Annotated in this window: 14 protein-coding genes; 5 read left to right on the top strand and 9 right to left on the bottom strand. The window is 54.8% G+C overall.

Annotated elements, in window-relative coordinates:
* Window positions 1-154 precede the first annotated feature (154 nt).
* Together AC6I8J_RS05040 and AC6I8J_RS05035 are read right to left on the bottom strand one after the other, a co-directional pair.
* On the bottom strand, window positions 155-367 hold the full coding sequence (locus tag AC6I8J_RS05040) for a hypothetical protein (RefSeq protein ID WP_497825147.1): 213 nt from the start codon (window positions 365-367) through the stop codon (window positions 155-157).
* A 160-nt stretch (window positions 368-527) separates the two neighbouring features.
* Window positions 528-611 carry a small membrane protein YohP gene (locus AC6I8J_RS05035; RefSeq protein ID WP_441339522.1) on the bottom strand — a complete coding sequence of 28 codons (84 nt, stop codon included), beginning with the start codon at window positions 609-611 and terminating at the stop codon, window positions 528-530.
* A gap of 257 nt (window positions 612-868) precedes the next feature.
* Between AC6I8J_RS05035 and AC6I8J_RS05030 the strand changes: the two genes are divergently transcribed.
* A complete protein-coding gene (locus tag AC6I8J_RS05030) occupies window positions 869-1,114 on the top strand; it encodes a hypothetical protein (RefSeq protein ID WP_013357084.1) in 246 nt (81 codons plus the stop codon).
* A 173-nt stretch (window positions 1,115-1,287) separates the two neighbouring features.
* On the opposite strand, the gene gntT is transcribed toward AC6I8J_RS05030, so the two are convergent.
* A complete protein-coding gene (gene gntT / locus AC6I8J_RS05025) occupies window positions 1,288-2,604 on the bottom strand; it encodes a gluconate transporter (RefSeq protein ID WP_013357083.1) in 1,317 nt (438 codons plus the stop codon).
* Between the two features lie 291 nt (window positions 2,605-2,895).
* Between gntT and AC6I8J_RS05020 the strand changes: the two genes are divergently transcribed.
* Entirely contained in the window at window positions 2,896-4,044 is a 1,149-nt protein-coding gene (locus AC6I8J_RS05020) for an iron-containing alcohol dehydrogenase (RefSeq protein WP_161732063.1), read from the top strand.
* Window positions 4,045-4,123: 79 nt separating this feature from the next.
* Here AC6I8J_RS05020 and AC6I8J_RS05015 read toward each other — a convergent pair whose 3' ends face one another.
* From AC6I8J_RS05015 to AC6I8J_RS05000, 4 genes are all read right to left on the bottom strand, one after another.
* Window positions 4,124-4,960, bottom strand: a complete 837-nt coding sequence (locus tag AC6I8J_RS05015; protein ID WP_497825632.1) for a Cof-type HAD-IIB family hydrolase — start codon at window positions 4,958-4,960, stop codon at window positions 4,124-4,126.
* 102 nt (window positions 4,961-5,062) lie between these two features.
* The gene (locus tag AC6I8J_RS05010; RefSeq protein WP_497825146.1) at window positions 5,063-5,545 is read right to left on the bottom strand and encodes an RcnB family protein; all 483 of its coding nucleotides are present in this window, start codon (window positions 5,543-5,545) and stop codon (window positions 5,063-5,065) included.
* 271 nt (window positions 5,546-5,816) lie between these two features.
* Window positions 5,817-6,914, bottom strand: a complete 1,098-nt coding sequence (locus AC6I8J_RS05005; RefSeq protein ID WP_440829466.1) for an ABC transporter substrate-binding protein — start codon at window positions 6,912-6,914, stop codon at window positions 5,817-5,819.
* Between the two features lie 221 nt (window positions 6,915-7,135).
* The gene (locus tag AC6I8J_RS05000; RefSeq protein WP_497825145.1) at window positions 7,136-8,422 is read right to left on the bottom strand and encodes an HAAAP family serine/threonine permease; all 1,287 of its coding nucleotides are present in this window, start codon (window positions 8,420-8,422) and stop codon (window positions 7,136-7,138) included.
* A 363-nt stretch (window positions 8,423-8,785) separates the two neighbouring features.
* Here AC6I8J_RS05000 and AC6I8J_RS04995 point away from each other — a divergent pair, with 363 nt between their 5' ends.
* The gene (locus AC6I8J_RS04995; protein WP_161732055.1) at window positions 8,786-9,376 is read left to right on the top strand and encodes a hypothetical protein; all 591 of its coding nucleotides are present in this window, start codon (window positions 8,786-8,788) and stop codon (window positions 9,374-9,376) included.
* Between the two features lie 150 nt (window positions 9,377-9,526).
* Window positions 9,527-10,720, top strand: coding sequence for a zinc-dependent alcohol dehydrogenase (locus AC6I8J_RS04990; RefSeq protein ID WP_161732053.1), 1,194 nt, complete (start codon window positions 9,527-9,529; stop codon window positions 10,718-10,720).
* Between the two features lie 65 nt (window positions 10,721-10,785).
* Here AC6I8J_RS04990 and AC6I8J_RS04985 read toward each other — a convergent pair whose 3' ends face one another.
* Window positions 10,786-10,992 carry a hypothetical protein gene (locus tag AC6I8J_RS04985; protein ID WP_161732051.1) on the bottom strand — a complete coding sequence of 69 codons (207 nt, stop codon included), beginning with the start codon at window positions 10,990-10,992 and terminating at the stop codon, window positions 10,786-10,788.
* Between the two features lie 188 nt (window positions 10,993-11,180).
* Here AC6I8J_RS04985 and AC6I8J_RS04980 point away from each other — a divergent pair, with 188 nt between their 5' ends.
* The gene (locus AC6I8J_RS04980) at window positions 11,181-11,933 is read left to right on the top strand and encodes a GNAT family N-acetyltransferase (protein WP_260057659.1); all 753 of its coding nucleotides are present in this window, start codon (window positions 11,181-11,183) and stop codon (window positions 11,931-11,933) included.
* Here the strand turns inward: AC6I8J_RS04980 and AC6I8J_RS04975 are convergent.
* Window positions 11,930-12,622: a DUF421 domain-containing protein gene (locus AC6I8J_RS04975; RefSeq protein WP_161732047.1), complete on the bottom strand. Its 693-nt coding sequence runs from the start codon at window positions 12,620-12,622 to the stop codon at window positions 11,930-11,932. The genes AC6I8J_RS04980 and AC6I8J_RS04975 overlap by 4 nt on opposite strands.
* Window positions 12,623-13,021 lie beyond the last annotated feature (399 nt).

The following is a 13,021-nucleotide window of genomic DNA, read 5'->3' as shown; positions in this document are numbered from 1 at the left end:
CGAAGCCGGTTTTTTCGGGAAAATTTAATTCTGAGCGCTGTTCAGCCCAGTCAGAGCAGGCTATTCGCGGATAAGTCAGACAAAAAACCATAAACATTGAGCAGGATCAATGAACTGCCTTTTAGAGAATAAATTCGCATTTGGCAACAAACAATTAACCTGATAAGCCACTACTTTCCTCACTGCAGGCTGGAATAATATCGCGCTGCAATAGATAAATTTTTCTTAAGATGTCAGGGACGGGCATGGGTGAATGCTCAGTGAAATGGAGGATAAACCTAAGATGGTGATGAAAATACGCTGTACCCAGTGTGGAAGCGCCAGGTTCATATTTACTGATTACAGAGAAGGTGATCGCAACTTTCATGGTGCCTGCTGCGCAAGCTGTAAAAAGCCGCTGGGGTCGCAGGATCTGCTGCCCAATACGCCGATAGATCCCATTACGCACTATCTGCTGGCCAGCCAGAAAACAGCGCGGGCACCTGATTAGGTGCCCGCTGTCGCTGAAGCTTTAAAAAAATATGACATCAGAAAATCAGTTTGAACACCCCTGTCAGGGTCAGCAAGCCCACGACGAATATGATCGCGATAATCCACAGAATAATTTTCATTTCCTTTTCCCCTCACTGATTAAACATTTTTCCTGTAAGCAGTATAGACAGAAAAATATGTCATGCTGCTTCACTCAGGGTTCAACTGCTCATAAGTTCAGCAGATTTCGCTTTTATTTATGTTCTGAGATAACGATCGCAACACCACTTTTTACCGGCCCTCTTTCTTCGTTTTACAGACTACTCCTGGCTAAAATTCAGGCGGTAAGGCATGCCTTAGTAGTGATGAGATTGAAAATGAGTCGCGAGGAGATCTTATGAGCACGATTAATACCAGCATGGGCCGCTACAGCCTCAAGGCAAAAAACAGCGGTAACCACATCAAAGGTTCTTTCGCCATCAACGATGAAGGCGGCACACAGCTCTCTATGCAGGAGTTTGACGAGCACTATCTTGATGATGTGGTAAACAACGTTATCTATCCGGTCACCGGCGGCAACCGTGAAATTGCGCGTGCGCTGCGGGAACAGATGGTCAAAGCCGGATTTGAACCGCCTCATTAAGGGGCCAGATTTACACGGTTACAGACCTGTGGGCCGCGCTTTGCGGCCCTTTTTATCGTCGTGGTTACGGGCTGCGAATAAATGGCCAACGATGCCGTCCGCGATAAACAAGCAAACGGCTTGGAGAGAAGCAAAAGCGGAGTGCCGCTGGCAGGCCTGCCAGCGGCCAGAGGTTAAATCGCCCAGGAGAGCAGCAGGCAACCTACCAGACCACAGACCGAAATAATGGTCTCCAGTGCCGACCAGGAGCGAATGGTTTCGCCAATCGTCAGGTTGAAATACTCTTTGAACAGCCAGAAGCCAGGGTCATTAACGTGTGAGAAGATCACGCTGCCGGACCCCACAGCGATCACCATCAGTTCCGGACTGGCACCACTTGTGACAATCAACGGTGCCACGATGCCACCAGCGGTAATCGCCGCTACCGTGGCAGACCCCAGGGCAATACGCAGCACGGCAGCAATCGACCAGGCCATAAAGATGGGTGAGAGCTGGGTAGAGTGCATCATGCTGGCGATATATTTATCCACGCCGCTGTCCACCAGCACCTGTTTGAAAGCACCGCCACCGCCAATGATCAGCAGCATCATGGCAATGATTTTAATCGAGTCGGTCAGGGTGTCCATCACCTGTTCCATCGTACGACCGCGATTCAGACCAAAGGTGAAGATCGCAATCAGCACCGCAATCAGCGTTGCCATTACCGGGTCACCAAAGAACTCCGCATAGGGCAGCAGTACGTGCCCTTTAGGCAACAGCATCTCCGCCACGGCACGCAGCGCCATCAGCACCACCGGAACCAGGGCCGTCCAGACGCTAACGCCAAAGCTGGGCATTTCCGCTTCGGTAAAGGTTTTCGGGTTGTAAAGCCCCTGCGGAATCGGTTTGTCGATATTCTTCAGGAAACGGGCATAAACCGGACCTGCCAGAATCACCGTAGGGATACCCAGCAGCGTACCGAACAGCAGCGTTTTACCCATGTCAGCATTAAACAGCGTGGCAATAGCCGTCGGGCCGGGGTGTGGCGGAAGAAAACCGTGCGTCACTGAAAGAGCCGCCGCCATCGGTACCCCGACATAGAGAAGCGGTACACGCGCAGACGCCGCCACGCTGAACACCAGCGGCAGCATCAGGACAAAGCCAACTTCGTAGAACAGCGCGAAGCCGACGATAAAACCGGTCAGCACCAGCGCCCACTGAATATGCTTAGTGCCGAATTTTTCAATCAGAGTGGTGGCAATACGCTGCGCGCCGCCGCAATCGGCCAGCAACTTACCGAGCATGGCACCAAAGCCCATGATCAGCGCGAGGCTGCCAAGCGTGCCACCCACACCCGCTTTGATTGAGGTAATGACTTTATTAACCGGCATGCCCTGCATCACACCGACCGCCAGCGCCACCAGGATCAGCGCGATAAATCCATTAAGCTTAAAGCGAATCATCAGCAGCAGCAGTAACGCGACGCCGATCGCCACATAGAGTAATGGCATAGGTTTTCTCCACCTTGCACACTGAAGGGTATTCAGTGTCGGTTTATTATCATGATCCCCTGAGGGCTACAAAACAGTGCGCTGTAAGATGCTTACACATCCCGACAAACGCTGTTACCGATAACATGTTAAGGGTAACATCCGCAGGAAAGCACCACCCTGCCGACGGTGAATTTCTGTTTTGCGAAGATGATCAACTTTTTGCCAGCGTGTTATCAGAAAGTTTGCCCATGCTGGCGCCGCGCTTTTCGTTACACTCAGATTTTAGCGAAATGTAAAAAGGATGCGCTGGTGAGTGAGAACCTGAGTGAGCTGTACAGTAATCAACGAACCCTCTTTGGCCGCGGCAGTCTGGATAAACTGGTGCCGCTGCTGGCCGCCCGGCCACAACCTACCCTGCTGTTTTGCGGACAATCTTTCCTCCAGGGGGCGGCCTATGCCCGGATAAAAGCTGAACTCAACGATCACATCCTCGGCTACGAAATTGTCAGCCATGAAGCTTCGCCCGCTGAGATCGATGGCTGGGTTGCCCGCTGGCGTGGTCATGTTGATCGGGTATTAGCGATTGGCGGAGGCAGCGTGCTGGATGCGGCGAAAGCCTTTAGCGCCATGATCCAACACCCGCTGCCCACCGCTCGCTATCTGGAGAAGGTGGGTGATACCGCAGTTCAGCCCATCACGCTGCCGCTGATTGCGGTCCCGACGACTGCCGGGACCGGCAGCGAAGTCACGCAAAATGCGGTAGTAACCGACCAGCAGGATATTCAGATCAAAGCGTCACTGCGTCATCCGGTCTTTGTGCCGGAGGTAGCGATTCTTGACCCGGATTTGCTGAAAGGCGCGCCTGATCACGTGCTGGCGACCTGCGGCATCGATGCTTTTACCCACCTGTTTGAAGCGTATCTCTCCGGCAAAGGCAACTTGTTCACCCGCCAGCTGGCGCTGACCGGTCTGCGTCAGTTTGTTCAGGCGTGGCCTGCACTCAATCGCGAGGATGCGGCGGGTGATGCGGCACGTGAAGCAATGATGATGGCATCGTGGCTGGGGGGCGTCACTCTCAGCAGCGCGGGTCTGGGGGTGATCCACGGTATTGCCGGGGAAGTGGGCGCGATTAAACCGTACCATCACGGTGAAGTGTGCGGACGCCTGCTGTTTCCGTTCCTGGATCTGCTGTCTGACAGCCAGCAACCGCTGCAGCATACGCTGATGGCGGAACTGCACCCGCAGCTCTTCAGCGAATCCACAGATTCACCGGCACAGTTTCTGAAACAGTGGCTGCAGCAGCAGGCTATCACGCCATTCTGGCAGGATGGCCCGTCGCTGAGCCGCACTGAGGTGGAGTGGATTCTGGCGCGTGCCAACAGCAAAAATTCGCTGGTGAATTACAGCCGCGAACAGATGCGGACAATGATTGCGCAGGCCTGGCAAATCACGGCGTGATCCAGGGGCGCGCTGGCCTTTCGACCTGCCAGGCTGGCAGGTCATGCAGCAGCTCAGCGCTATTCTGGCGCCTTCAGTCTCAGCGGCTCAGGGCGGCAAAAGGCCCCTCGCCTGCCAGCATCTGCTCAATGATCTGCAACACGCCCTGCTCATTATTAGACGGCGCGGCATAACGTGCCGCCTGCTTCACCCGCTGCGGCGCATTGTCCATGGCAAAACTGAAGCCGGACTGTTTCAGCATCTCCAGATCGTTACCGCCATCGCCAAAGGCCAGCACCTGGCCATGCGTGATCCCCCAGCGTTTTGCCAGCAGATCCAGACCGTGCGCTTTGTGATTTCCCGGCACGATCAGATCCACCGAGCCATGACCGCTTGACGTCGCGGCCACGCGTCCCTGGTGCAGTCGCTCAATATCCGCCATCAATGGCTCGATGTAGTCGTCAGAGAGATTCAGCGCGAACTTAAACAGCCGGTCATCCTGCACCTCATCCAGATGATGAATCGGCTTCAGCCGGTGACAGTAATGGCGCATCTTCTTCAGCCAGCTCTCTTCCATGCCGTCGAAGTAATACGCGCTGTTACGACCACACAGCAGGTAACGCAGGCCGGGATAGTTGCCGTTTTGCAGGGTGCCGATTACCGCTTCAACATCGCAGCGTTCAAAGGCACCGCAAAACAGCTCCTCATCACGGTCAATAATCCATGCACCATTTTCCGCCACAAACGCGATATCGCTGGCGATCTCCGGGAAAAAGGATTTGAGCTGGTAATACTGATTGCCGCTGGCCACCACAAATTTGATGTCGCGGGCGGTGAGTTGCTGATAGCAGGCGAGAAAGCGGGATCGGTTGTACTGCTTGTTATCGTCCAGAAACGTGCCATCCATATCTACCGCAACCATCTTAACCGTCGTCATCATGACTCCTTACACAGGAAATTTCAGCGTGGAGTCTCAGGATAGCCGCTGGCGCAGCAAAACGGAAAGAAACAGGGATGGCCGCAGCCATCCCCGGGGGGATTAATTCAGAGCGCTGTTCAGCACCAGCGCGGTAATCACTCCGGTCGCAGCAGCAATCAGCACATAGTTGCCGTCGATGTTTGCCCAGTGATAACCACGCGGCGGTTCACGCAGACCGCGTTCATGCCAGTCGGCTACACGGTAACGGTCGCCGCGAAATTCCTGCGGGACAGGATGGCCGCGACGGAAATCGTGGCCCTGCCAGGCGAAATGGTCACGGTCATTGCGGGATTCTCTGCCACGATGGTTATTATCCTCATCATGCCGGTTATTGCCCATGTCGTGAGGCTTTTTATCATCATGGCGATTGTTGCCGCGGTCTCGCTTCTGGTCAGGACCGCGATTTTCAGGACGTTTATCACTGTTCTGATGCGGCACAGGCATGCGGTGTCCGTCATCATGATCGTCTGCCAGTGAAACCTGAGAGAAGAGCGTGCTGCAGGTTAAAAGTGAAGCGATAAGCGTGAGTGTTGTTTTTTTCATGATACTGCCTCCGGAAATAACGGCTGTTCAGGCACCGTTGCCCGGCATCATGGCAATAATCCTGGCGGGGGACATCTGTAAAAGTCTTAAAATCCGGTAACTTACACACTATTACGCTTGCTTAGCGCTTTCTTAACACGGGTCATATCCTTACAACTTTCCTGACGCAATTCAGATTTCAACCGCGCAGCCTGAGCATCGCGCCTCAGGCTGCCCCGTTAAAACCTGTTCAACGTCAGGGTGCTGAAACGCACCCCGACGCTTTACCCGGTTATGGCGTGCTGAGGATCACTGGCGCATCCGGCAATCCCGTGAATTGTTTTACGATGTGGTGGAAATCGGCCGTCGGATCCAGATCGCGGAACAGTTCCGGATAGAGATCTTTTGCCAGAATTTCCATACCGATGATGTTGTATGGGTGATTATAGAAATGATGATAAACGCCATAGACCCGTTTCTGTTTCACCGGTTCGATCTGCTCCAGGCCGGTGCGACTCTGCAGGCGATTAAAAGTGGCGGTCACGTCGGTCTGACTGGCACCGTAACCAAACGGCAGCACGTTACTGTTCGGACGCTTCGAGCCGGTCATGATGTACACGTCCGGCTTCATGGCAATAATCTTCTCCAGCGACACAAAACCTGAACTGCCGGGCAGCAGCGCTGAGCCAATATTTTTCCCGCCGACCGCTTCCACCAGCGCGCCCCAGCCGTTATGACCATGGGTAAAGCAGCAGTTATCGCTGTTACCGGCAATCGGTTCAATAAATACCGTCGGCTTGTGCGGCACCTGGGCAATCTTTTGCTGAATCATCTGCCAGCGCTGCTGATAAAAATCAGCGTAGGCTTTCGCTTCGGTTTCGCGATTCAGAACGGTACCCAACACTTTCACGCTCTTCAGGGTGTTCTCTTTAGGATGAAGCTCATCATCCAGAAACAGCACCGGAATATGCAGATTTTTCAGGGTCGCGAGCACGCCCGACTGCGCCAGTGCCGGTTTAGCGCGCAGCTGCGCAATCATCAGATCGGGTTGCTTCGCCAGCACGCTCTCCAGATTGACCTGCCCCTGATCGTTAAAGCCCATATCAACAATCGATGCCGCCTGCGGCCAGCGCTGCTTCAGCAGGTCCCAGGTCTGGGTATCCTGCTTTTTCGGCAGGTTGTTCCAGGCGACCACCCGTTGAAACGGGTTTTGTCGATCCAGTAAGGCCAGCGCCATCACGTCGCGTCCATCCTGCAAAATCACATGCTGCGGCTCCTTTTGCAGCGTAATTTTCTGACCATCCATGTCGGTCACCGTGACCGGATAGGTGGTCGCCGCGCAGGCGGTTGACAGCAACAGCGTGGTGGCAGCAACAATCCCGATTTTCATTTTTCTCCTGTCCTTTAAAGGAATAATAATTATTCGCGTTAACTCTACCATGTGAAAAAGTAACAAATGTAAATATTGCTGACGAGATGCGTCTGACGGAGAGGGTTTGCTGTGTGGCGGCAGGCTAAAACAGGAAGGCGATACAGGGAGAAAATGACGGGTAGCGGGCCGAACAGCAGACGCCTCTCAATACCGCTGAGAAGCGCCTGTTGAGTGATCGGTTACTTCACCAGCGAATAGAAAATCGCGGAGATAGCAATCAGACCTGTCAGCACCACAAACAGGTTACTGATTTTACCCCTGTACCTGCGCATTGCCGGGACTTTCTGAATCGCATACATCGGCATCAGGAACAGGATCATCGCAATCACCGGCCCGCCCAGCGTCTCAATCATGCCGAGAATATTCGGGTCCAGTGTTGCCACCAGCCAGGTGGTGAGCAACATAAAGAGTGACGTCAGGCGATTCAGTCTGGCGGGCGCGATGGTTTTACCGCGACTGCGCAGCGCCTTATTGACCATACCGTTAAACCCTTCACGCGCTCCCAGATAGTGGCCGAGGAACGATTTGGTGATCGCCACAATGGCAATCAGCGGCCCGAGCCAGGCAATCATCGGCACCTGAAAATGGTTCGCCAGATAGGAGAGAATGGTAATGTTTTGCGCCTTGGCGGCGTGCAGATCATCAGGCGACAGGCTCAGCACGCAGCTGAATACAAAGAACATCACCGTTACCACCATCATCAGGTGTGAGCAGGCCAGAATGCGCGAGCATTTTTTCTCAGCCGCGTCGCCATACTCTTCGCGCTTTGCCAGTGCAAAGGAGGAGATGATCGGTGAGTGGTTAAACGAAAAGACCATAACCGGTATCGCCAGCCACAGCGTCATCCATAGGCTGCTGCCCGCAGGCTGAACGTTCAGGGTAGAGAGTGCAGCGCCATGCCAGTGCGGGATCAGATAGCAGGCCATCAGCATCAGCACCGCCACAAAGGGATAGACCAGCACGCTCATCGCTTTAACGATCATCTTCTCGCCGAAGCGCACAATGGTCATCAGGCCGACAATCAGCAGCAGCGACAGCAGCACACGTGGCGGCGGCACCAGACCGAGTTGGTTCACCATCAGGCTCTCAACCGTGTTTGTAATCGCTACGCTGTACATCAGCAGAATCGGGTAGATGGCGAAGAAATAGAGCAGTGTAATCAGCTTGCCCGCGCCGACGCCGAAATGCTCTTCGACCACTTCGGTAATATCACCCGCCGGATTTTTGCCGGAAAGGACAAAGCGTGTCAGGGCGCGGTGCGCGAAGAAGGTCAGCGGAAAGGCCAGCACCGCCATAATGATCAGTGGGATCAGCCCGCCGACACCGGCATTGATGGGCAGGAACAGCACACCGGCTCCAATTGCGGTGCCGTATAAACCCAGCATCCACATCGTGTCGGTTTTACGCCATCCCGTATCGACGTCACTCTCAAGCGCGCCCAGCGTGCCAGTTTGCGTGGTTTTCATCAGATAGTCCGTGTTAAAAGCCGCCAGTAACCTGAGCCGTCAGGCAGATAAACGTATGCCCCGCTCAGCCTCAGCTGCAGACGGATCGGTGAAGCGTAAAAGTGATCCACCCGCGCATAGGTAATCGATTGCGTGCGCCACTTTTTACACTACCTGACGATAAAAGTTCAAGCCGCGAAGATAAACACGCATGGATTGCTGAAAAAACCGTCAGGTTGTGCAAAGTGACTGCGCGGCGATCATGCCATTTTTGCGCCCGTTTTACTGCCCCTGAAAAGGTGATCCCTGTAACGATTAAGCGTAACGGACTACGCTTTAACTGACGCTGTCGCGATTATGCCGACAGGTACACAGGAGAAAAGAATGAAAATTGCCTGTCTGGGATGGGGATCGTTAATCTGGAAACCTGGCGCACTGCCGGTGGCCAGTCAGTGGCATCATGATGGACCTGCCGTACCAATTGAGTTTGTGCGCATCGCTGACGGCGGGGAACTATCAACGGCGATCTGTCTCAACGCCCGCCCGGTGCCGGTGTTCTGGGCCTGGCTGAACACCGCTTCTCTGGAGAGCGCCTGCCGCGCGTTGCGCATTCGGGAAGGGATACCGGACAGCCGCGTCGATGGCGTCGGCATGATGACGGTGACAGAAAGCTCAGCCGGACCGCTGGCAACGTGGGCGCAGGCCAAAGGCATTGAAGGTCTGATCTGGACCGATCTGCCTGCCCGCATGGCGCGTGTCGAAGGCCTGACCCCCACACTGGATGACGCGCGACATTACCTGCAGAATCTTACCGGCGAAACACGTGAGCACGCGTTTCACTACATTGAACAGGTTCCGGCGCAAATCGATACCGCTTACCGGCGCGCACTGGCTGATCTTACCGGCTGGCAACCGGATGCGTTGCCCGTCAACACCGCCACAGCTCAGATGCCGTCCCCCAGCCCGCCGGTCTGAAAGCGCCCCGCCTTCAGCACCGCTCTGCTTACTCTTCAAAGGATTACTACACTTCAGGCAGGTTTCGATTTCAGATTCCCTGAGTCTTCCTCGCAGGTAGCCATACCTTCTGGTCTGGCTGCCCTTTCCTCGTCAGTAGGAGATCAACAGATGAAAGCATTAACGTATCATGGCCCCCATAAAGTCAGCGTGGATAATGTGCCCGACCCGGGTCTGGAAGCGGCCGATGACATTATCCTGCGCGTGACCGCCACCGCCATTTGCGGTTCAGACCTGCACTTATACCGCGGCAAAATTCCCGGCACCGGGCATGGCGATATTTTTGGTCATGAGTTTATGGGCGAAGTGGTTGAGGCGGGCAGCGCAGTGACTGCCGTCGCCAAAGGCGATCGGGTAGTCATTCCGTTTGTGATCGCCTGTGGCGACTGCTTTTTCTGCCTGATGAGCCAGTATGCCGCCTGTGAAAATACCAACAGCGGACGGGGCGCTATTCTGAACCGCAAGAACATCACGCCGCCCGCGGCGCTGTTTGGTTTCAGCAAGCTCTATGGCGGTGTGCCCGGCGGACAGGCGGAGTATGTCAGGGTGCCGAAAGCCAATACCGGCCCGTTTAAAGTGCCGTCGGTACTGTCAGATGAGAAAGTGCTGTTCCTGTCGGACATTCTGCCCACCGCGTGGCAGGCGGTCAAAAATGCCGAAGTTAAACCCGGCTCCAGCCTGGCGATTTTCGGTGCCGGACCGGTTGGCCTGCTCAGTGCCGCCTGCGCCCGGCAGCAGGGCGCCGAGCAGATCTACATGATTGACCACAACAACTACCGCTTAAACTTTGCCCGCGATCGCTACGGCGTCATCCCGATTAACTTCGATGAGATCGATGACCCGGCTGGCTGGATTATCGAGCACAGCACCGGCAATCGCGGTGTGGATGCCGTGATCGATGCCGTCGGGTTCGAGGCGAAAGGGAGCCTGACTGAAACCGTGCTCACCAATCTAAAGCTGGAAGGCAGCAGTGGTAAAGCGTTGCGTCAGTGTATTGCTGCAGTGCGGCGTGGCGGTATCGTCAGCGTACCAGGCGTCTACGCCGGATTCATTCATGGCTTCCTGTTTGGTGATGCCTTCGACAAAGGGCTGACCTTTAAAATGGGACAGACGCATGTGCATGCTTATCTGCCGGATCTGCTGAAGCTGATTGAGCAGGGGCATCTGACGCCGGAAGAGATTGTAACCCATCATCTGCCGCTGGAAGATGCCGCACGCGGCTACGATATTTTTGCCAAACGCGAAGAGGAGTGCCGCAAGGTGATTCTGGTGCCAGGCATGGCAGCGACACAGGCCACAATATAATTTCACAACGGGTCTGTAACGCTTAACCCCTGGCTCCCCGGCTGTTTTACGCCGGGGCTCTCGTCTCAGAACGGCTTGCGTTGCAGGCTGCTTCGCCACTCCCGCCTCTCCAGCAGATGTTCATCCGGCGAGTCCGCCGTATCCACCTGACTCCCCTGTTCCAGCAGTCGCGCACTGCGTGAATGAGGATGACTTTCGCTGATCACCTGTTGTGAAAATGCACCAAATGACAACAGTAAAAACAGTAATGCACTGGCCGCCCTCACTTTCATACGCACACCTCTTTAGTAACGGTGTCGCTATGCTGCCCGAAGGGTTTTCATTTTCTGTCAGTAACAGGCAAAGTTATGTGTTAAGCGGGAACAAGCTGCGACGGGTTTAACCGCGGTTCAGGATAGCCAGTCAGCCCGGCATCATACGTTTTCCGGAATACCGACCGTATTCTTTGAGGAGAATGTTGTTGAACATCAATCAGTTTGATCAGCCGGTCGGTGAGGCCCTGCCCGACTGGCAACCGGTCACAAGACCCCCCTGTATGCCACTCACGGGTCAGTACTGCCTTCTCCTGCCGCTGAGCATCGATCATGCAGAACCGCTATTGCAGGCATTTATGCTGGCACCGGATGATCGCGACTGGACCTGGCTGAGCGCGGAGCGGCCCGCCTCCCTGCCGCAGATGCAGCAATGGATTGCAGATAAAGTGGCGGATAAGGCCCTGGTGCCCTTCACGGTCTGCTCGCCAAATCAGCAGCCCTGTGGGGTGGTCTGCTTCGCCAGCATTGAGCCGGGACATGGCACGCTTGAAATCGGTCACGTCACCTGGTCGCCGCTGATGCAGCGCAGTGTCATCGGCAGCGAGGCGATTTATCTGCTGCTGCAACAGGCTTTCTCGCGCGGCTATCGGCGGGTAGCATGGCGCTGTGATTCGACCAATATCGCATCACGACGCGCAGCAGAACGGCTGGGGTTCCGCTTTGAGGGCCGTTTTCGTCAGGTGATGACGCGTAAACAGCGTAATCGCGATACCGACTGGCTATCAATTATTGACCGTGAATGGCCGGATGTTCAGCGCGCCCTGAGTGCCTGGCTGAGTGCGGATAATTTCGCTGCCGGGGGACAGCAAAAGCGCCCGCTCAGCGCCTGCTTCGCCGACGTTAACCCGGCGGATGCAAACGCGACAAGTTCTGAGCGCGGAGCGGATACGGGCGATTAATGCAGCCGACGCACGGTCAGTGCTGCAGACCAGCGCTGTCGCTGACAGCGCGGGCAGACTGCCTGCTGCTCAGCCTTAATGATCTGCGTCTGGCCGCAATGGGTGCAGGCATAGAGCGTGCTGATCGGTACAGTGCTGTAATCCTGCCGGTGCTCTGGGGGCAGTACGCTTAACCCGGCGCGCATCTCATCGTCATCGTAGAAATAGAGGCTGAGCTGACCATCGACCTCCACCAGCGCCAGCCTGATCTGCCCCAGATGTTCCACACCGCTCTGCCGCAACTCCATAAAGAACTCATCTTCAGAAATATTCAGCCGATCCAGGCTCTCCAGCACATACAATCCGTCTTTAATCAGGGTAATGACGTCGCCCTGAATCAGCCGCGAAAAGCGTGGGCTGTGTGACGTCAGCCAGGTGGTGAAGCGGTAGAGCGTCAGCAGGACCACAAACACCATAATGACCGGTAGCACCGGCACATCATCATAAAAAGTGACGTCACCGGACGCGGAACCCAGCGTCAGGATCACCACCAGTTCGAACAGCGACAGCTGACGCACGCCGCGTCGTCCTGAGACTTTCAGAAACGTAAAAACCACCAGATAAGCGATCAGGACCCGCGCCACCACCTCAAACAAAAAGGTGGCCGGTTGGTCGTTAAGTAAGAAACGGTGCCAGTCGAATGAGAACATAGTCGGTTAAACATCCTGTTTTAAGCGGCGCGCCGCTTAACCAGCCGCCCGTTAATAGCCCGCAGATTCAGGCCAGCAATAAGTAAATCTTGTCGCCAGTCCGTTAAAAGGCAAGCGAAGCAGTAACGCTAAAACAGGTAAGTCTGTCTGCTCTGCATGTTGAGGAAAAGGTTAACAAAGCTGAAAATAGTGTTGACTCTCTTCACGCCTCGCTTATCAATCCGACAGCATAAACAAAAGTTAAAAATTCCTGTTTCTGAATGGATGACTTTTGCCGCTGCGCTTTTTTCTTTTCACTTCAATAAGTTGCGAATAACCCCTCCCTGCCTATACTTTCCAGTAAGGCTTCCGCAAAATTCGTTAACATTCAGAGAAGCCACTCTTTTTCCTGCCGATAGC

The organism is Pantoea sp. X-Soil-ISGK-355, assembly GCF_059730805.1.
The sequence above is the reverse complement of the archived record's forward strand: the minus strand, read 5'-3'. Positions and strand labels throughout refer to the sequence as shown.

Coding starts and splice junctions, on each gene's coding strand:
- AC6I8J_RS05040 (WP_497825147.1), bottom strand. CDS start 367: ATGAAAGTTGCGATCACCTTCTCTGTAATCAGTAAATATGAACCTGGC.
- AC6I8J_RS05035 (WP_441339522.1), bottom strand. CDS start 611: ATGAAAATTATTCTGTGGATTATCGCGATCATATTCGTCGTGGGCTTG.
- AC6I8J_RS05030 (WP_013357084.1), top strand. CDS start 869: ATGAGCACGATTAATACCAGCATGGGCCGCTACAGCCTCAAGGCAAAA.
- gntT (WP_013357083.1), bottom strand. CDS start 2,604: ATGCCATTACTCTATGTGGCGATCGGCGTCGCGTTACTGCTGCTGCTG.
- AC6I8J_RS05015 (WP_497825632.1), bottom strand. CDS start 4,960: ATGACGACGGTTAAGATGGTTGCGGTAGATATGGATGGCACGTTTCTG.
- AC6I8J_RS05010 (WP_497825146.1), bottom strand. CDS start 5,545: ATGAAAAAAACAACACTCACGCTTATCGCTTCACTTTTAACCTGCAGC.
- AC6I8J_RS05005 (WP_440829466.1), bottom strand. CDS start 6,914: ATGAAAATCGGGATTGTTGCTGCCACCACGCTGTTGCTGTCAACCGCC.
- AC6I8J_RS05000 (WP_497825145.1), bottom strand. CDS start 8,422: ATGAAAACCACGCAAACTGGCACGCTGGGCGCGCTTGAGAGTGACGTC.
- AC6I8J_RS04995 (WP_161732055.1), top strand. CDS start 8,786: ATGAAAATTGCCTGTCTGGGATGGGGATCGTTAATCTGGAAACCTGGC.
- AC6I8J_RS04990 (WP_161732053.1), top strand. CDS start 9,527: ATGAAAGCATTAACGTATCATGGCCCCCATAAAGTCAGCGTGGATAAT.
- AC6I8J_RS04985 (WP_161732051.1), bottom strand. CDS start 10,992: ATGAAAGTGAGGGCGGCCAGTGCATTACTGTTTTTACTGTTGTCATTT.
- AC6I8J_RS04975 (WP_161732047.1), bottom strand. CDS start 12,622: ATGTTCTCATTCGACTGGCACCGTTTCTTACTTAACGACCAACCGGCC.